We start from the raw sequence: 18,556 nt of genomic DNA on the forward strand, positions 1-18,556 counted from the left end.
TTGCCGAGGAGAACCCGTATGATCAAGATCAAGATGATGGTCGGCCAGCAGGGACCGACGATCTCTCGGCTGCCCGGACAGGAGCTGGTGATCGGTGTCGATATCGGCGCCGCAGAGGCGCAACGCCTGGTCGACGGCCACCTTGCGGCCGAGATGCGCGAGATCCAGCTCCCTGCGATGTCGACGCTGGCGATCGCGGCGAGCACCGTGGCGACCGACGCGATCGAGCCCACCGGTTTGACCGAGATTGCGCCGGCGGGCGAGACCACGCCGGCGAGCGAGCCCGCACTGGCGGCCGAACCCGCGCCGGTGACAGAGCCCGCGCCGGCGACCGAACCCGCGCCGGCGACCGAACCCGCGCCGGCGACCGAACCCGCGCCGGCGACCGAGCCTGCGCCGGCGTCGGAACCTGCGCCGGCCGAGCCCGCCTCGGCGCCTGCCAAGCGCTCGCGCGCGAAGAAGCCGGCAGCGCAGGACTGACATGCTGAGCGCCGCGATCACTGTCAGCGCGCCGGCGGCCGAGCCCATCGAGCGCGAGGATGCCAAGCGCTTCCTGCGCATCGATGGCGACAGCCTGGACGGCGACGTCGACATGCTGATCGGCGCGGCGCGCGGCGATATCGAGGACATGACCGGCTTGCGCCTGGTCGAGCAGACCGTCGAGGTCCGGGCGGACGCCTTCAGCGACTTCGCGCACCTTGAGGTCGGCCCGGTCGTCGCAGTGGCCGAGATCCGCTACATCGACCCGCAAGGCGCGCCGCAGGTGCTCGAGGCCGCCCGCTATGAGCTGACCGGCGCCGGCCTCGACCGCGGGATCTTCGCCGCGATCGGCGCGACCTTGCCGCAGATGCGAACCGGCCGTGGCGCGATCGTCGCCCGGCTGCTCGTCGGCTACGGCGGTGAAGGTGACGCGCTGCCGCAGAACCTGCGCTGGGCGATGCTGGCCGCAATCCGCGGTAAATTCGAGGACAAGCCGGTCGACCTCGTCCCACTCCTCGTCAACGCCCGGATCGGCGGGTGAAGCCGCTTCGCGCAGCTGACCTGCGCAACCAGGTGACGATCCAGCGGCCGGTACAAGCCGACGACGGCCGCGGTGGCTACACGACCGCTATGAGCATTCTGGCAAAGCCTTGGGCGGAGGTGGTCGGGCAAGACGGTCGGGAATCGGTCATGGAGCACGTGCTGCGCGGTATCTCGGTCTACCGCCTCCGCATTTGGCACCGCGACGGCATCGACACCGGCGACCAGGTGCTGTTCGATACCAAGGTGTTGAACATTCGCTCGTGCGTGGATCCGTATGGCACGCGTCGCGAGCTGCTGATCATGGCCGACACCGCCGGCACGCTGCCGTGACCATGAGCAAGGTCGACGGGCTGGCCGAGACGTACAGCCTGTTCGACCAGCTGCCGCGCGCGGCCGCGGACGAGCTGGCGGTCGAGATCGCGATCCTCGGTCGCGAGATCCTCGCGGCTCAACACGCCGACGTCGCGAAGGACACCGGTGCGCTCGATGGCGCATTGGCGCTGCAGCTGCTGCTCGAGCGGCTGACGATCCGGGTCGGCTTGCTGAAAGGCGACCGCGCCGCGAGCAAGTTCAACGGCCGGGCATCGAAGGCGAAGGCGGGCGGTCCCTTCTACGGCCGGTTCGTGGAGTTCGGCCGGGAAGAGCAGACCGTGCTGGTCACCCGACGGATCAAGCAGCGCCGGCTGATCGGCAACAACCGCAAGGGTAGCACGAGGCAAACGGTGTTCGGTGGAGCAAGCGCGCGACTGCGCCGGCGGGGGCCGAACCGCGGCACGCCGATCGGCTCGCCCTACAAGCTGAAGGTCAAGCAGATGGGTGCGCGGCCGTTCGTCGCGCAGCCGCTGCTCGAAGAGGCTTCGTCGACCATCCTTTCCGACTTCTGGGCCAACGCCCTCAAGCGTCTCGGGGCAGCCGCATGATCACTCTCGACCTGATGACCGGCGCGCAGGACGCGGTGGTCAAGCTGCTGCGCGAGCAGCTGCCGGCCGACCAGCGCGAAATGGTGCGGCACAGCCTGCGCAAGGACATGCCGACCCCGTTTCACCTGATCGGCGACATCACCAGCGACAACGCTGGCGGTAAGGCCGAGCAGCTCGAGCAGATCGAGGTCGACGTTCACACCGTCTACAAAGGCACCGATCGCCGCGAGCTGCTCGGCCTGATGCACCAGGTGCGCCTCGCGACCGACGACAAGATCATCGTCATCGATGGCGCGCACTTCCGGGTCGGATGGGCCGGGGCGGCCGCCGGCGGCGCCTCCACGATCGACGGCGTCACCTACGCCGGCGTGACTTCCCTCGAGCTTTACGCGGAGCCGGCCTGAACCGGCGAATGGAGACCATCATGGCAAATGAATTCGGCAAGGACTGGCGCCTGCACATCAAGTCGAGCGCGACCTTCATCGCGATCGGCGGCGAAACCTCGCTGCGCTGGTCGCGCTCGAGCCAGGAGCAGGATCTGGGCGACAAGGATTCGGGCGTCTACGGCGCCAAGAGCTTCGGCCAGCAGAACATCCAGTTCGCCGTCGCCGGCAACCTCAAGCTCCCCGACGCCGGCTTCACCGCCGCCGAGGCAGCGTCGAAGGCGTCACCCCCGCAGATCGAGGTCCAGATCAAGAAGGGCGCCACGATCAAGTATCAGGGCCTCGTCGCAATCGGCAACTTCTCGGCCGACTTCCCGAAGGAAGGCCCGGCGACCTACTCGATGGACATGGTCAACGCGGCCGCTCCGACCGTCGATAACCTGTCGGCCGCGGATGTGCAGCCGTGAGCGACCTGGCGAACCCGACGCGCGGTGAGCACGAGCTGCTGCTCGCCGGCGTTCGCTATCGGCTGCGCCCGTCGCACCAGGCGCTGCTCACGATCGAGCAGAAGACCGAACACTCGCTGGTCGAGCTGGTGCGGCTGGGCAACGCGCAGGCGCTGTCGCTCCGCCACGTCGGCATCGTCGCGGCAGAGCTGATCCGCGCCGGTGCCGAGCCCGACGACAGCACGACCCGCGCTGTTCACGGCGATCGCATCGGCGAGCTGGCCTATGAGGAAGGCGTGCTGGGCGTCACCGCCCGGCTGACGCTCTGCCTCGCCGACGCAGCCGGCGGCGGGCGTACCGCCTCGGGGGAAGCGAAGGCGGCGCCAGCGACGACGATGGAGACCGCTGGCGTCGCCTGATGGGGCTGGCGCTGGACACGTTCGGCTGGTCGGCCGGGCAGTTCTGGCGCGCCACGCCGCACGAATTCTGGTCGATGATCGACGCGCGTATCGCCGCCAACAAGGCGGCGGCGCGGTAGCACGGGGGGAATAGCATGGCCGCTTCCGCCCGCCGCGATCTGTACCTGCAGGTTTCGGGAAACGTCACCGGTCTGTCGGCCGCGATGAAGACCGGCCGATCGCTGGTGAACGAGTTCGGCAGCGCCTCGATCAACGTCCTGGACGCCGTCGAGAAAAAGTTCGGCGAGATCGGCAACAGCGCCACGCCCGGGCTGAAGCAGGTCGAGCAGGCTTATGACGCCACCTTCAAACGCATCCGCCAGAATGCGCAGGCGATCATCGAGGCCCCGTCCGGCCAGGCGGCGATCCAGATCGTCGACGCGGAAGCCACGCGGCGTGCGGCCGACGCGGCTGACGGGAAGGCCCGCGCCTTTCGCGCAGTCGCCGAGGCCGCGACGCGCGCTGACCAGGCGCAGAATGGCCAGAACGCGGCCGTGCGCGCCTATGCCGTGGCCGCAGCGACCGCCGCGGTCGAGGCCGAGGGGGAATCGCGCGCGCTGCGCGAGCAGGCTGCGATCCTCGGCCTTGTCGAAGGCAACCTCGAGAACGTCAGCGCCGCGCAGCGCAAGCAGGTGGCGGTCAGCGGTCAACAGCGCGCCGGCTTTCAGCAGCTGAGCTACCAGCTGGGCGATATCTCGACGCAATATGCATCGGGCACGGCCGTCTCGATGATCTTCGCGCAGCAGAGCGCGCAGGTCATACAGGCGATCCAGCTGATCTCCGGCGAGAGCAAGGGTCTGATCGGGCTGCTGGGCGGTCCGTGGGGCATCGCGTTTGCGGCGGCGCTGGTGGCGCTGACGCCGTTCGTGGGTAAGATCCTCGAAGGCACCGACGCGCTGGCGAAAGAGGTCAAGCAGCTCGAGGAGAATGCCGACAAGGCAGCGCTCGCCGATCGCGCGAAGGAAGCCTTCCGGAAGACCGAGAAGGGCATGATCGACGACGTCCGACAGCTGACGTCGGAGCTGAACAAGCAGAATGACGCGCTGCGCTCAAATGCCGAGCTGCAGAACGTCCGCGCAAAAGAAGATCTAGCCGGGCTACAGCGCCAGCGCGCCCAGCTGATCCAGGACGTGACCCGCGCAAACCTCGACGTCGCCAGCGCCAATGCCGCTCCGGTATCCGCCGACGGCAGCGATCGCGTCCGGCGCGTGGCCGCTGGTCAGGCGGCGCAACAGCTCACCCAACGGCTTGCGGAGGTGAACAAGGCGATCGAGGGCGCGGAGGCGGCCGTTCTACGCACCCGCGCGAACCTCGCTGACGAAGCAGCCAAGCGCGCGATCGATCCGCTCGAGCAGATCCGACGGCGCTACGAGGGGCCGGATGGTTTGATCGCACAGGCGCAACGCCGCGCGATCGCCGAGAAGACCGTCACGAGCGAGCTGACGCGCCAGATCACCGTCCTGCGCTCGCGCGAGAAGGCTGAGCTTGATCGCGAGCAGAAGCGCCAGTCGGCATCCAGCAGCACCGGCGGAAACAACAATCAGATAGGCCGCACGGTGACTGTGGCCGAGGCGACGCAGATCGCCGCCAGCATCGGCGGCAAGGTCACCAGCGGCGTGCGGTCGCGCGAGAAGCAGGAGCAGCTCTACGCCGACAAGCTGGCCGGTCGGCATGCCGGTCCGGTGGCGAAGCCCGGGACGAGCGATCACGAGCGCGGCCAGGCAATCGACATCCAATTCGCGCCGGGTCTCACGGTCGCGAAGATCCGGGAGGCGTTCGCCAAGGAAGGTGTCGCGATCCGGCAACTGTTGGTCGAGCGTGACCAGCGCGTCTTCCACGTCGCATTCGGCCCTAAAGGGAAGTCGGCCGAGGCTCAGCAGCAGGCGACCGACCGGGACGCGCTGCAGGGCACGCGTGAGACGATCGCGATCCACAAGCTGGCCGACGTCAGCGAGTTCTTCGATCCGAGCGAGCGCAAGGCCGCGGCCGAAAAGGCGGCGCGGGATCTGGCGGCCGACTTCCGCGCGATCTTCGGTGAGCAGGATCTGCTCGGCGACGCGGTCGCCAAGGGTGACGCCAACTTGCGCGAGCTGGTGGACCAGGCCCGCGAGGTCGCGCAGGAACAGGCCGACAAGCCGCTCAACCGATATCGTGCCGCGCTCGAGGAGAACGTCGGTGACACGGCGCGCGCACTGCAGGAGGTCGAGACCCGCGGGCTCGAGAGCCTTGAGGACGGGCTGATCGGGATCATCAGCGGCACGGAAAGCGTCGGATCAGCCTTCAGCCGCATGGCGCAATCGATCCTAGCCGATCTGGCGCGCATCGCGGTCCAGAAGGCGGTGCTGAAGGCAATCGGCGGCGCCAGCTTCTTCGGCCTCGCTGACGGCGGCAAGATCTCCGATCTGCCCGGCTTTGCCGATGGCGGCGTGCCATCGATCGATCGTGGTCTGATCCGCGGCCCGGGCGACGGCCGCTCCGACAGCATCCTCGCTCTGGTCGGCGGCACCAAGCCGATCCGGGTGTCGAATGGTGAGGCGATCGTCAACGAGCGCGGCGTGCGCAAGCATTGGGCCCTGATCGACGCCATCAACAAGGATCGCCTGCCGGCATATGCCGATGGCGGTCTGCCCGGAGTCATAATGCCGCGCCTGCCGAACATCAGCCAGGCGCAGCGCCAGCTCGCGCCCAGTACACGCGATCGGCTTGTCGTCGAGGGCGACATCCGGATCAGCCCGACCCGCGAGTTCGATGCTCGCATGGAAAGTCTGGCCTTCCGAACCGTCGGCGCCGCGGCCGAGCCGATCATGGCCGGAGCGGAGATGCGCACGGTTCAGAACCTGCGCAGGCCGGCGTTGCCCGGCGCACCGGGCTAAGGGGAACGCTGATGACGATGATCATCGACCTACCGCTGAAGCCGATCGCGCGCTCTGTCGAGTGGGAGCCGCACCAGCCATCGCAGGCGAACCGGGCGGAGTTCGGCCGCAAGCTGCGCGTGACGCAGCTCGGCCAAGCGGCTTACTGGTCGGCGAAGGTCACCTATCCGCCGGTGATCGGTGAACCGGCCTTTCGGCCGTGGCGATCGGCGCTGCTCCGGCTCCGCGGGCGCGCGCGCCCGTTCCGCCTCTCGGCATGCGAGGGGCCGCAGCACAGTCATTACCAAGTCGTCGTCGTCGACGGCGGTGCGCAGCAGGGCTATCAACTTGCGCTGCGCGGCTTCCTGCCTGGGACAGGACTGCGCGACGGAATGTTCATCACCGTCGCGGATTGCCTCCTGCAGATTGTGGCCGATAGCGCCCTCGCCGGTGCCGACGGCCGCTTGACCCTCACCGTCGAGCCAATGGTGCCGGCGGGCTTGATCGACGGGGAGGCGGTCGAAACGCGGCGGCCGTGGGCGGTCATGCGGATGACCACCGATGCGCCGGGCTGGAAGGTCGACGCGGGGCAGACGTACACGATCCAGTTCGATTGCGAGGAAGCGTGAGTGGTCCCGATGTCGCCGCGCGGGGCGCGCTGGACGCCGACGTTCGGCGCGTCGCGACCTTCTGCTTCCTCGATATCGCTGGGGAGCCGGTCCGCGTGACCGACGCTCCCTATCCGGTCACCTTCGCCGGTACGGGCGACGAGGATCTCGACGGCTTCACCTTCGACCCGGTCAATCCGGATGTGGTGACGGTGACGCCGGTCAAGAACAAGACCGGCGGCAGCGATTCCGTAACGCTGACCCTGTCCGGCCTGGTCGGTGTAGATGACGAGCTGCTCGACGCGATCGCGGTGCGCGCCAACTATCAGGGGCGTGATGCGCGCCTCTGGAAGATGATGTTGGATCCGGAGACGTTGGCGCCGATCGGTGCGGTCTGGCCGTACTTTACCGGCTACATGAGCGTGCCGAAGATTGTCGGCGATCGCGCGAGCCAGACCGTGCAGATGACGGTAGAGACGTACCTCGCCTTTTTCGGCCAAGCGTCGAACCGCACCTACCTCGACCAGGCCGACTTCGACCCCGGTGACAAGTCGGCCGAGCTGTCGATCGCTATCGCCAACGGCGCCAGCAAGCGGAGCTGATCACCATGCCGATGCTGAGCGCCACGCGCTTCCCGGATTGGGAGGCGCGCCTACAAGCGTACCTGGAGCCGCTGCACGCCACGCCGTTCGCCTGGGGGCAGCACGATTGCTGCACCTTCAGCGCCGGTGCGGTCGCGGCGATGACCGGCGTGGATCCGATGCCGGAGTTTCGCGGTGCCTACACCACCGCCGCCGGCTCGATCCGCGCGCTGATCCGCCACGGCTCCGGCGATCTGGCGGCAACGATGGACGCGAAGTTCGAGCAGGTGCCGGCCAGCCTGGCGCACCGCGGCGACGTTGTGATGAGCGACGGCCTGCTCGGGATCTGCCTCGGCGCGCAAATGATCGCTGTCGGTGCAGAGGGCACGCGCGAGGGGCTGATCCTCCTGCCGCGCGCCGGCTGGATCGAGCCGCGCGCCTGGCGCGTGCAGTACGGGTTCTGAGGGATGGCCAAGGCGCTCAAGATCGGCGCGGTGGTGCTCGGCGTCGCTGCGCTAGCGGTTGTGACCGGAGGTGCGGCGGTCGGTGTCGGCTTGTCGCTCGGCACGACGATCGCAGGCACAAGCATCTCCGCCAGCACACTTCTACTCGCCTCCAGCGCCCTGTCGCTGGGCGCAGCCGCGCTGGCGAAGGTGCCGACGGTACCGTCGTCACAATCGGGCAGGTTGAACGCCTCGATCGACCCGCGCGCGTTCCGCAAGGACGTGCTCGGCCAAACCGCCATGGCCACGGACGTGCGCTATGAGGAATGGTCGGGCAAGGACCAGGACTTCTGCGACTGGATCATCTGCACCGCCAGCCACGCCATTGATGGCGTCGAGGAGATCTGGCTCGATACTGATCTCGCGTGGACCGCTGTCGGTGGCGTTCAGGGCAAGTTCCGCGGCTATTTCGACGTGCCGAACATCGTCTTGGAGGGCAGCCCCGCGAACGCCTTCACGTTCGCCAGCGGGAAGTGGAACGGCGCGCATCGCCTGACCGGCTGCGCGTACCTGCGTTTGCGCTTCAAGGTGACCGGCAACGGCAAGAAGGCGGAGAGCCCGTTTTCGAGCGGCCCGACCAGCCGCATGACAATCATCGGGCGCGGCGCGAAGCTGTACGACCCGCGCCGCGACAGCACGGTTCCCGGTGGATCCGGGCCGATGCGCTGGAACGATCAGTCGACGTGGCGCTTCACCGCCGACGATGGCGGGCGGATCGGCGAGAACCTGCCCCTGCTGGCCTTGCGGCGGCTGATCGGCTGGCGGATCACGAACCCGGTCACCGGCGAGAAGCGGTTGGCGACCGGGGCCGGGCTGCCGCGCAAGCGGATCGACCTGCAATCGTTCATCGTGGCGGCGAACCTTGCCGACGAGCTGGTGAACCGCTCCGCCGGCGGACAGGAGCCGCGATATCACGGCGCCGGCGTTGTCTCGGAGGGCGACGATCCGAAGACGGTACTGGATGCGCTCTGCGCGGGGATGTGCGGGCGCTTCACCGACACGGGCGGCAAGCTGGGCCTGCTGATCGCGCACAACGATCTGGCCGCGGCCGCAGCGGATCCGGGACTGATGACCGATGATGTGATCGGCGCTTTCACCTGGGATCCCGACCCGTCGCTTGAGGCGGCGCCGAACATCATCCGTGGGCGCTACGTCGACGCCACACCAGAATCGCTTTATCAGTTGATCGACTATCCAGAGGTGCGGATCCCAAGCGTTGACGGGATCGACCGGATCATGACGCTCGATCTCGGCTTTGTCGAAAGCGTCAGCCAGGCGCAACGGATCGCCAAGCAGGTCCTGCAACGCAAGCAGTACGAACGGACGTTCACCGCACCGTTCGATATCCGGGCATGGGGGTGGCCGGTCGATAAGGTATTGCCCTTTACCTTCACGCCACTGCGCTTCAACCGACAGTTGTTCAGGGTAGCCGCGCAGGACATCGGGCGAGACGGAAGCTGTCCGATGGTTCTCAGCGGTGAAAGCCCCGATATCTACGCCTGGGACGCCGACGATCGCGCGCCGGTGCGCGCCGTTGCGGCCCTAGGCTACGACCCGACCAAGTCGCCGTTGGTGCAGGCGATCGACGAAGTGTCGACACGCGCTGCTCACCAGATTCTGTCCGGGACCCAGACGGTCGCCTATCCTGTCAGCAGCACCGCAGATAGCGTCACGATCGTCGCTTTCGAAGCCACGATCGACACAGGCGCGCGGCTGTCTTTCCCTGCTGCAACGCTGGGCGGGCTCAGCGCGGCGACCGGGTACGTGCTGCTCTGGAACCTGCAGACCGCGGACTACATGCTTCTGCCGGTAGCCGAGCAGGCGGCGATCGACGCTAGCTCGAGCGGTGACAACGTCATCGTCCGTTACGTGAACACAGCAACGGCCGGAGGATCCTACCCCGCCGATCCAACCCCGCCGGGCGGAGACGGCGGTGGTGGGTACAACGGCCGCCCGGTGGTGAACCAGCAATGACCGTCGCTCTTCCTACCAACCGCCGTCTCTATGCCATCATCCGCAAACGCGCGGGCGGCGGGCGGGTCCTGCGCCTCACGACGCTCGACCAGCCCGACATGGCAGGTGCCGACGGCGTGCTTCTGTGGCGTGGCGAGATCATGGGCGGCGCCGAGCTGGACGTCGACCTGCTCGCCGAGCCCTCGGCTGTCACGCTGGGCGGGATCACCCTGGGCCAGAAGGCCGCGGTAGCGCTGGTTGCCGGCGTCCGCCGGCTGGTCATCCCGACCCCCGCGGCGTGGAATATCCTGCCTGGCCAGGCACTGATGGTCGCACCGACCACGGTGGTGGCGGGCTATGCCGTGCATGATGTCGTCGCCATGCGAGCGGATGAGATCTCGGTCGCGCTGACCTGCCCGGCGCTGGCGATCGGCGCGAGCTTCACGATCCCGGCGAAGCTGATCCGCTTCACCTGACCTTCGGAGATATTGATGGCAACGACCGCCCGCCTCGACCTTTCGGTCTGGCGCAACGACGAGACGTATGCGTTCAACCTGCGCGTGCGCGGCCTCGACCTGACCGGCGCCGTCCTGCGCGCGCAGGTGCGACTTTCGCCGGACACCCCGGGGGCGGCGCTGGTCGACCTCTACACCGTCCAGGATCAGCAGGCCGAGGGACTGCAGATCGTCAACGTCAGCAACGACGCTGGCGTGCCGATCAGCGATGTGCAGATCCGCATCGCAAAGGCGACGCGCGCGGCGCTGCCCTACGCCGGCGAGGTCGGGCAGTCCGCGCGGCTCACTTGGGTCATGACGATCAACGGCGTGACACGGCTGGTCGGAGACTTCGTGGTCTTGGCCCACGCGTTGGCGAGCGACAGCGCGCCGGCGAACCGTCCGATCGGCTCGGCAGGGACGGCGGGCGCGCTGCCTGGCGCGACCGCCACATTGACCATCGCGCCGGACGACGGCGCAACGCTGACGATTGACGGGCTGGACGCGATTGCCCCACTGCTGGCGGAGGCCACAGCGGCAGTTGAGAACCCCCGACCGCTGGCGCTGGCCGACGCTGCCCGCAAGCGCGTGCTGCTGGCGCGAGGGGGTGTGTACGAGAACCCAGGTGTCAACCAGGTGGGCGCGATCAAGGTGCGGCTGCCGGTCGGGATCGATGCGCGCAAGATGACGGCGCGGATTCTGGTGACCGACCAGTTCGGCCGGCTGACCTTTGATATTGCCGGTACCAACAACGTCGGCCAATGGAATTACACGGTCGTCGACGTGACAGGTCAACACCGCTTTCTCGAGGCGCCGGCAGTCAGGTTCGGCAGTGATGCCGAGGGCGACTGTTTCTGGATCGGCGAAGCGGACTATGGCTTCTGGACCGACCTGGCGGTGGTCGTGCTGGACGCGACCTTTACTGGCAACATCATCACCGAGGCGTGGCTCGGCCTATGGCGGCCCACGCTGGTCACAGCGTTCGATACCGTCACGGCGGGGCCGATCACGCCGGCAGCGGTCGTAACCACACGGTACTTCCGCATTGATACGGGGCGGCTTGCAATCGCCCTCGGCCTTGATGCGCGATCCGGCACCGCCGCGTCCAACTACAACCATGTCTACGGGCATTACGCCGGTTCGAAGATCACGACCGGCTTCAACAACTGCCTGTTTGGACTTCAGGCGGGCTCCGAGATCACGATCGGCTCGGCGAACAGCGCGTTCGGCACCCAGGCCCTGCAATACCTCACAACCGGACGGCAGAATGGCGCGTTCGGGATCCATGCATTGCTCAGTGCGACGACGGGCGAGGCAAACAATGCCTTTGGCGCCGGCACGATGCAGTTCGTTACCACCGGCAGCTTCAACACCGCCTTCGGCGGCTATGCCGGCAACGGCCTGATCACGGGCAACAACAATTCGTTCTTCGGTTACAAGGCCGGCGAAGGGATGACCGGCAGCGGAAACGTCGCGGTCGGGTTCAAGGCCGGCAGGGGCTTCGTGGGCGACAACCGGCTCTTCATCGCGAACAACGAGGCCGAGGAGCTGATCGGCGGCGACTTCGCCGCGCGGCGCGCCTGGGCGAACGGATCCTGGCAGGCGGAAAGCTTTGCCGTGAAGGACCTTAACGCCGCGCCGACGTCCTCGACGGCACCAGGGATCAAAGGCGAGATGAGGTTCACGGCGGACTTCATCTATCTCTGCGTCGACACGAACAGCTGGCGGCGATCGCAGCTTGTGGCCTGGGCCGCCTGATCCATCAATGCCGCGGGCCAGCCCGCCGGGAGACCGACATGACCGACACCTCCACCGCCGCGGCCGTCGTCGTGACGGCCCCTGCTGCTGCGCGCAATATCATGGAGCGGTGGGTGGCCCCGCTCGGTTTGCTGCTGGCCGCGTCGACGCCGATCGCGACCTTCGTCTTCGGCGTTGGCGACGTCCGTGGCGACGTGAAGGCGCAGGAGCGCCGCATTGAGCAGCTCGAAGTGCGCGCGAAAGATGCCGATGCCGAGACGCGCGATCTCGGCCGCAAGCTCGAGCGGGTCGATGGCAAGCTCGACCTGCTGATCGAGCGGACGCCGGCGCGCTCCTGATCTGACCTCCGACGAAGGACAAGACCATGACGCTTCTTGCGAAGGGGCGCGCCTTGCTGCGCGCCTGGTACGCGCATGCCGCGGGCGTGCTGGCCGCGATCACCGGGCTGGTGATGGGGATCGATCCCACCTTGCTGCAGGCTGGCTGGCAGACCATGCCGCCTGAGCTGCGCGTGCTGATCCCGGCGAAGCTCGCCTCGTATATCTCGCTCGCGCTGCTCGCCGGCGTCTGGCTGGTCGGCCGAGCGCCGCGGCCAGCGAGCGCGCAGGTCCTCGGCTTGGTCGGCCGCGCTGGCGCCGTGCCGCTGGCGGTTGGGCCGCTGGCGATCGCGCTGATGCACCACTTCGAACGGTGCGAGCTGGTCGCGTACCGCTGCCCGGCCGGCAAATGGACGATCGGCTGGGGGATGACCTATTATCCCGCCGGCGGCCGCGTGAAGCAGGGCGACCGGATCACGCAGGAACAGGCCGACGCCATGTTCGTGCAGCTGCTCGAGCGCGACTTCGCACCGGCGGTGCGCGCAGCGATCGGCGCGGCCGAGACCACCCCGGCGCAGTTCGGCGCGATGGTCGCGCTGGCGTACAACATTGGCGCGGTCCGCTTCACCTTCTCGACAGTCGCCCGCCGGCATCGCGCTGGCGACGTCGCCGGCGCCGCAGAAGCCTTCCTGCTCTGGAACAAGGTCAACGGCACCGTCTCGAACGGGCTGGTGCGCCGCCGGCGCGCCGAGCGCGCGCTATACCTGAGCCGCTTCGTCGAGCTGAAGGGCCTGACGAATGGCGAGGTCGCCGCGTGAGCGGCGCGCTGGCAGCGCTCGCGCTGATCCGCAAGCACTGGCAGCTCGCCCTAATCGCTTTCTTGGCCGGCCTATGCCTGGTGTACCGCGGCGAGCGCGACGCCGCCCGGCAGGCACACAGCAACGAACAGATTGAGCGCAAGGCCGATCACGACCGCGCCGATCGCGATCGCGCCGATCAGGAGCGCGGCTTCGCGCAGCGCCAGGCGAACGGGATCTCGATCTTCGCCGACAAGCTCGCCGCTCGCGAGCCGATCATCGTCCACTCCACCAACACCGTGAGGGAATATGCTCAGACCGATGCTGGCCGGGCTCGCTGCCTTGGCGCTGACCGCGTGCGTGGGCTCGACGCGTACCTTTCCGCCCTTGCCAATCCGAACACGGATTCCGCCCCCGCCGGCAGCCGCACTGAAGCCGTGCCTGCCGACACCGATCCCGCGCCAGCCGGACGGTAGCGCCAGCTCGGCCGACAGCGAGGGCGGGCTGCGCGCCGCCTGGGCGGAGATCTTCCTCTGCAACGACAAACGCCAGCTGCTGCTGGACGCCTGGCCGCGCTGATCGGCCGACAAGTTCTTTAGGAGAATACGATGCCCCGGTTCCTTCGCTGGGTGAGTACGCTGCTGCTCATCTTGTCCCTGACTGCTGCGCCGGCGACCGCGCAAGTTGACCCTTCGCTCACTGGCCTTCCCCTGCGCGCCCAGCTGGACGGCAAGGAGCTGATCCAGACGGTGACGCGCGACGGCAAGCAGGTGCTCGCCCTCAGTGATGCGGTCGCCGACGGCGTGCGTCGTACCGGCGCCGACGCCTCCGCGTTCGAGGCCGTCAACTTCACCGGCCTGACCGCGCCGACCGAATATGCCGACTTCATCGCGATGGTCGACGGTCTTACCCTGCCGGGCGGCGCGACGAAGACGCAGATCGGCACCAGCGCCGATGGTTCGACGCCGATCTACAGCTACACGGCGTGCCGCGGGAAGAAGGCGGCACTGCTGGTCGCCGGGCAGCACTCCGGCGAGCCGGTCGGCCAGCTGGCGGCAATTCGTACCTTCCAGTGGATCGAGACCAGCAACCACCCGATCGCGCGGCGCCTGTGCGCCAGCTACAAGCTGATCCTGGTCGCGAACGCTAATCCGTGGGCGTACAAGGCTGCGGGCGGCGGCCGGCTCAACTCGAACGGCGTCAATCTCAACCGCAACTGGCCGTTCTTCTGGGCCAATTACGACAACGCAGGCGACGCCACCAACGCCAAGGGCACCGCAGAAGCGTCGGAGCCCGAGACGCGCGCCCTGATGGCCCTGTTCGACACGAACGACATCCGCGTCGTCATCGACCACCACAACATGGGCGACAACTCCATGCCGGTCGACCTGTCGGTCGGCTCGCCCTCGCCGTGGGTGTTGAGCAACCGCACGATGGTCGACGGTGCGGTCGCGGCCTGGTCGCAGGCGACCGGCGGCACCGTCCAGCAGATGGGCGTCGATTTCGACGGTGAGCCGCAGCTGCTCAACTGGGCGAGCTACTACCTGACGGTGGTCAAGGGCGTGCGCAACGCCATGACCGCGCTGATCGAGAGCAATGCCAACCTCGCCGGCGGCAGCGCGCGGGTGCTGAGCGACGCCGGCGCTAACCGCTACTGCAACATGATCCTGAGCTTGCTTCGCGAGCACATGGAGAACGGCCACCGCTCCGATCGCGCGATGCCGTACCGGACGTTCCTGCTGCGCGCTAACCCGGACGCGGCGACCTCAGTCAGCAGCGGCGGCACGCTGGTCGACAATACGACCGCGGCGCCGATCGCCTTCGACAGCGCCTATGCCACCAACCTGTCAGGCGGCAAGCGGACCTTCCGCGATGTCGCTGCACCAACGCTCGGCTTCTTCAAGGTCACCGTAACCGGGTATCTGGAAAGCGGCGGAAGCGCAGAGCAGCGCGTCGACATGGCGCTCAGCGTCAACGGGACGCAGAGCAGCCTCTACACCAGCTCGGTGACGGTGCCGGCGACCAGCGGCGCGAGGATCCCGGTCAGTCTCACCGGTTACATCCAGATCACGACGCCGCCCGACGCCAAGACGCTGACCCGGGTCGCCGTCAACATCTTCAAGGTCAACAACACCGCGAACAATCCGAAGCTGATCCGCGCCTTCGAAGAGATTGAGTGGATGCCGAACACGGGCACCACCCCGGTGCCGGTCGTCCCGTCGCCGCTCTGATCGCTCACCGCCTCCCTGAAGGAGATTTCCATGACCCGTATATCGCTGTTGGCGGGCGCTTTCGCGCTCGCCCTTCTCGCTTCGCCTTCGACCGCGCAGGTTCGGGTTGATCCGGCCGTCTCTGGTTTGCCGGGAGCGGTCGCGCCTGCCAGTGGCGATATCGTCGACATCAGACAGGGCGGACAACGAAAAGCTGCCACCGTTGCGCAGCTGCAGGGCCTGCAGGATCCGCCCGCGGGCTTCCGTTGGGATTTCGCGGCGCACCCGTTGAACGTCTTTCGCTCGCCGAACGGCCGCTATTACACCGACCTTGATCCGCGCTCGGTCACGTCGATCGCGCCGATCTTCTCGCGTGCGAACCAGTCCAGCGGCTCGACGCAGATCGTCTATGCCGACGCGGCCGCGGCGGACAACACCGCCGCCGGCACCAGCGCCACCACGCCGAAGCAGGGCATCCGCCAGGCGCTAGCGGTGTGCGAGGCGAACACGGCTGCCTCCTATTGCCTCGGCTACGTCAAGGCGGGTGACTATGATCGCACGCGCGACTTCAATGGCACGTCCGGTGCCGCCTCCTACATCACGAAGCCGACGGCGCTGGTCTGCTACGGTGGGCCCTGCATCATCTCGCCGACGCAGAAGGGGCTGACCTGGACCGCGAACGGCTCCGCGTGGCAGGCGGCGCGCAGCGCAACCGGGCACGTCCTCAACGAAGTGGCGAACGACAGCTTCGGCGATCGCAACGATTTCGCCGTGCAGGCGAGTGTCGCCGCAGTGCAGGCGTGCACCAACCAGGACTGCATGTTCACCGACGGTACGACGCTGACGATCAAGCGCGCGGACGGGGCACAGCCGACCGACGCGAACACCCGCGTGCTGCTGAACAGCGATGCCATGAACCTCGGCCCGAATGCCGTCAGCTTCTACGCCAGCGGCTTCACCGTGCTGGGCGGCATCACCGCGACGTTGGCCGACACGCAGGCGCTGCGCGCCAAGGACGTCGTGATCCAGGACAGCTACTTCGCCTATCCCTCAGGCGCAGCCAAAAACGTCGTGGCGATCGACAACCTGATCGGCCTGGTCGCCTTCTTCCGGGTCACGGCCGACAAGGGCAGCGCCGATGCGTTCAACGTGCACGCGAACAGCGCGGCGACCGCGACCGACTGGCTGCTGGTCGACTCTTTCGCGAGCGACCTCGGCCGTGCGGGCAGCGCGAGCAACAACTGCGTCACCGGGCACGAAGGCGGGCTGAACGACGTCCGCGCCCGCATCATCGTGCTGGGCGGCGGGTGCAAGGCCAGCTCGGGCTCGTCGGTGCGGCCGATCGGCGGCTCGCAGATTTGGCTGGCCGGGTACACGATCGACACCGATCTCGGCGACATCCAGTTTGGCGGCAATGTGCCGTCGAGCTGCCTGCATGCGAACGACGTCGCCGCGATCTGGGCGCAGGACGTGCGTTGCCTCCGCTCGCTCAACAGCGCGATCGTCGGCTCGACTGCCTCGATCTACGTGCGTCGCCTCGACGATGGCGGCGGCCAGCGCTCGGGCGCCGGGGCCGTCCAGGGCTTCTAAGCGCCAGATCGGCGGGGTGGCCAAGATGGCAATTGACGGATCATCGTTGTAACCGCCTGTCCGAACAGGGGGACTATCGATGATCCGGTTTGCTGAGAAGATTGCTGGCAGGCTGCAGCAGGCGCTGGCCAAGCGCGTCGAGTGCGGCGCGGGCGTAAGGTTCGTCGGTCGGGCGAATATTCAGGTCCACCCGGCCGCCAAGGTCATCCTTGGAGATGGCGCGGTCATCAATTCCTCGAACCACGGCTATCACGCCAATATGAGCGCGCCGGCCAAGCTGCTCGCCGATCGGCCCGGCGCAATCATTGCTATCGGGGCGCGCACCCGCCTGAATGGTGCATGCGTGCATGCGTGGGAGCGGGTGACGATCGGCGCCGACTGCCTGATCGCCGCCGGCGTCCAGATCATCGACGCCAACGGGCATGAGCTGGCACCAGCCAATCCGGCCGACCGCCTGACGAAGCAGGATCGCCCACGCCCTGTGGCGATCGGCGACGCGGTGTGGATCGGGATGAGCGCGGTGATCCTTCCCGGAGCGAAGATCGGGTCGGGGTCGGTGATCGGTGCCAACAGCGTCGTCTCGGGCGAGATCCCGCCCAATGTGCTGGCCGCCGGGCAGCCCGCTCGGGTCATTCGCCAGCTCGCCTGAAGATCACCGTCGTGCGGCGTCGCTTGACGCCCCATTGCGTTGCCGATCCAACATTTCCCACGGTTGGCGCATGCCGACCGATTCGCAGTCATGAGCGCCAACTGGCGACCCGAGACGCTGATGGAGCTGACCCGCCGCGGCAACGTCGCGCTGACCTGCCGGTGCGGGCACCAGGGCATCCTCGACGGTCCCAAGCTGACGAAGTACTACTTCGTCCACCAGTGGAACGGACGGATGCACATGATCGGGGATCACCTGAAGTGCAGCCGCTGCGGCGCGCGGCGGCCGCGTATCCGTCTGACCGGTGACAGTCCCACGAGTGATTTCGGGCCGCGTGACGATCGCGGCTGGAATGAGCTGCGCCGGCGCCTGCGCGGCTAGGCAGCCGCTCGTCGGCTGAGAATAGTGGGGTACCGGCTAGGGTATCGACCCCAGCCGAACCTTCCGAAATTGACGCAATTCTGCCGAGCTGCGCCCGACAAAGGCGGAGGACACCTCCGCCTCAATGTCCGACTTTGGCAGGATTGCGGACATCTCTCTGGCCTGCATAATCAGGTGATGCTCTTGCTATCCTCACTCCTGGCCCTTGCCGCCGCTAACGCGAATTGGCTCCGGTTGTCGGATACCAACCAAGGCCCGCGTTACGTCAACACGATGTCGGCGCGGAGAACGGGCCGTTATGCGTCCATCGATACCGAATTGCGCATGACCCCCGCCATAAAGCGAACCGAGCGCTTCGATTGCGTACGGAAGAGATACTTGGCTGAGATAACGCAGATGCAATTCGACTCAGAAGGTCAGCCAGTTCTACCCTATGAAGTCACGCGGCATTGGGCATCTGTGGCTTGGGATGACGACTACCGGGTCATGCTACGTATCGCCTGTTCGACAGTCAAAGCGAGAGGCCGCTCGCGGCCCACAGCCTGACGAGACGTCCGCTTGTGGGCGTTTTCGGACATCGCGCCGGATGACCGCGGCGGAGGATACCTCCGCCTCGGTTATCCGCCCGAAAGC

At 67.4% G+C, this 18,556-nt stretch carries 22 protein-coding genes; all 22 read left to right on the forward strand.

The window, feature by feature from the left end:
• The first annotated feature begins 18 nt into the window (after positions 1 to 18).
• The gene (locus AADI75_RS01395; protein WP_341207274.1) at positions 19 to 480 is read left to right on the forward strand and encodes a hypothetical protein; all 462 of its coding nucleotides are present in this window, start codon (positions 19 to 21) and stop codon (positions 478 to 480) included.
• 1 nt (position 481) lies between these two features.
• Entirely contained in the window at positions 482 to 1,021 is a 540-nt protein-coding gene (locus AADI75_RS01400) for a hypothetical protein (protein ID WP_341207275.1), read from the forward strand.
• On the forward strand, positions 1,018 to 1,353 hold the full coding sequence (locus AADI75_RS01405; RefSeq protein ID WP_341207276.1) for a phage head closure protein: 336 nt from the start codon (positions 1,018 to 1,020) through the stop codon (positions 1,351 to 1,353). Before AADI75_RS01400 ends, AADI75_RS01405 begins: the two co-directional genes overlap by 4 nt.
• A 2-nt stretch (positions 1,354 to 1,355) precedes the next feature.
• Positions 1,356 to 1,943 (forward strand): hypothetical protein, encoded by a 588-nt coding sequence (locus AADI75_RS01410; RefSeq protein ID WP_341207277.1) that lies wholly within the window; start codon positions 1,356 to 1,358, stop codon positions 1,941 to 1,943.
• Positions 1,940 to 2,347: a hypothetical protein gene (locus AADI75_RS01415; protein ID WP_341207278.1), complete on the forward strand. Its 408-nt coding sequence runs from the start codon at positions 1,940 to 1,942 to the stop codon at positions 2,345 to 2,347. The genes AADI75_RS01410 and AADI75_RS01415 overlap by 4 nt, the downstream gene beginning before the upstream one ends.
• A 20-nt stretch (positions 2,348 to 2,367) precedes the next feature.
• The gene (locus AADI75_RS01420; protein WP_341207279.1) at positions 2,368 to 2,793 is read left to right on the forward strand and encodes a phage tail tube protein; all 426 of its coding nucleotides are present in this window, start codon (positions 2,368 to 2,370) and stop codon (positions 2,791 to 2,793) included.
• Positions 2,790 to 3,191: a GTA-gp10 family protein gene (locus AADI75_RS01425; protein ID WP_341207280.1), complete on the forward strand. Its 402-nt coding sequence runs from the start codon at positions 2,790 to 2,792 to the stop codon at positions 3,189 to 3,191. The genes AADI75_RS01420 and AADI75_RS01425 overlap by 4 nt, the downstream gene beginning before the upstream one ends.
• On the forward strand, positions 3,191 to 3,310 hold the full coding sequence (locus AADI75_RS01430; protein ID WP_341207281.1) for a phage tail assembly chaperone: 120 nt from the start codon (positions 3,191 to 3,193) through the stop codon (positions 3,308 to 3,310). The genes AADI75_RS01425 and AADI75_RS01430 overlap by 1 nt, the downstream gene beginning before the upstream one ends.
• Positions 3,311 to 3,325: 15 nt before the next feature.
• A complete protein-coding gene (locus tag AADI75_RS01435; protein WP_341207282.1) occupies positions 3,326 to 6,103 on the forward strand; it encodes a D-alanyl-D-alanine carboxypeptidase family protein in 2,778 nt (925 codons plus the stop codon).
• 11 nt (positions 6,104 to 6,114) lie between these two features.
• On the forward strand, positions 6,115 to 6,711 hold the full coding sequence (locus AADI75_RS01440; RefSeq protein ID WP_341207283.1) for a hypothetical protein: 597 nt from the start codon (positions 6,115 to 6,117) through the stop codon (positions 6,709 to 6,711).
• A gap of 95 nt (positions 6,712 to 6,806) precedes the next feature.
• Complete coding sequence (locus AADI75_RS01445) at positions 6,807 to 7,292, forward strand: hypothetical protein (RefSeq protein ID WP_341207284.1); 486 nt, start codon at positions 6,807 to 6,809, stop codon at positions 7,290 to 7,292.
• 5 nt (positions 7,293 to 7,297) lie between these two features.
• Positions 7,298 to 7,735 (forward strand): hypothetical protein, encoded by a 438-nt coding sequence (locus AADI75_RS01450; RefSeq protein WP_341207285.1) that lies wholly within the window; start codon positions 7,298 to 7,300, stop codon positions 7,733 to 7,735.
• Positions 7,736 to 7,738: 3 nt separating this feature from the next.
• Positions 7,739 to 9,748 carry a hypothetical protein gene (locus tag AADI75_RS01455; RefSeq protein WP_341207286.1) on the forward strand — a complete coding sequence of 670 codons (2,010 nt, stop codon included), beginning with the start codon at positions 7,739 to 7,741 and terminating at the stop codon, positions 9,746 to 9,748.
• A complete protein-coding gene (locus AADI75_RS01460; RefSeq protein WP_341207287.1) occupies positions 9,745 to 10,203 on the forward strand; it encodes a hypothetical protein in 459 nt (152 codons plus the stop codon). The genes AADI75_RS01455 and AADI75_RS01460 overlap by 4 nt, the downstream gene beginning before the upstream one ends.
• A 15-nt stretch (positions 10,204 to 10,218) precedes the next feature.
• Positions 10,219 to 11,979, forward strand: coding sequence for a hypothetical protein (locus AADI75_RS01465; protein ID WP_341207288.1), 1,761 nt, complete (start codon positions 10,219 to 10,221; stop codon positions 11,977 to 11,979).
• 38 nt (positions 11,980 to 12,017) lie between these two features.
• Positions 12,018 to 12,317 (forward strand): hypothetical protein, encoded by a 300-nt coding sequence (locus tag AADI75_RS01470; RefSeq protein WP_341207289.1) that lies wholly within the window; start codon positions 12,018 to 12,020, stop codon positions 12,315 to 12,317.
• A gap of 26 nt (positions 12,318 to 12,343) precedes the next feature.
• Positions 12,344 to 13,114 (forward strand): lysozyme, encoded by a 771-nt coding sequence (locus AADI75_RS01475; RefSeq protein ID WP_341207290.1) that lies wholly within the window; start codon positions 12,344 to 12,346, stop codon positions 13,112 to 13,114.
• A complete protein-coding gene (locus AADI75_RS01480; RefSeq protein ID WP_341207291.1) occupies positions 13,111 to 13,569 on the forward strand; it encodes a hypothetical protein in 459 nt (152 codons plus the stop codon). Before AADI75_RS01475 ends, AADI75_RS01480 begins: the two co-directional genes overlap by 4 nt.
• Positions 13,570 to 13,701: 132 nt before the next feature.
• Complete coding sequence (locus tag AADI75_RS01485; protein ID WP_341207292.1) at positions 13,702 to 15,324, forward strand: M14 family metallopeptidase; 1,623 nt, start codon at positions 13,702 to 13,704, stop codon at positions 15,322 to 15,324.
• A 267-nt stretch (positions 15,325 to 15,591) separates the two neighbouring features.
• Entirely contained in the window at positions 15,592 to 16,893 is a 1,302-nt protein-coding gene (locus AADI75_RS01490) for a hypothetical protein (RefSeq protein WP_341207293.1), read from the forward strand.
• 79 nt (positions 16,894 to 16,972) lie between these two features.
• On the forward strand, positions 16,973 to 17,542 hold the full coding sequence (locus AADI75_RS01495; RefSeq protein WP_341207294.1) for a DapH/DapD/GlmU-related protein: 570 nt from the start codon (positions 16,973 to 16,975) through the stop codon (positions 17,540 to 17,542).
• A 90-nt stretch (positions 17,543 to 17,632) separates the two neighbouring features.
• Positions 17,633 to 17,923 carry a hypothetical protein gene (locus AADI75_RS01500; protein WP_341207295.1) on the forward strand — a complete coding sequence of 97 codons (291 nt, stop codon included), beginning with the start codon at positions 17,633 to 17,635 and terminating at the stop codon, positions 17,921 to 17,923.
• Positions 17,924 to 18,556: the final 633 nt, after the last annotated feature.

The organism is uncultured Sphingomonas sp. (genome assembly GCF_964021865.1).
Lineage (GTDB): Bacteria > Pseudomonadota > Alphaproteobacteria > Sphingomonadales > Sphingomonadaceae > Sphingomonas.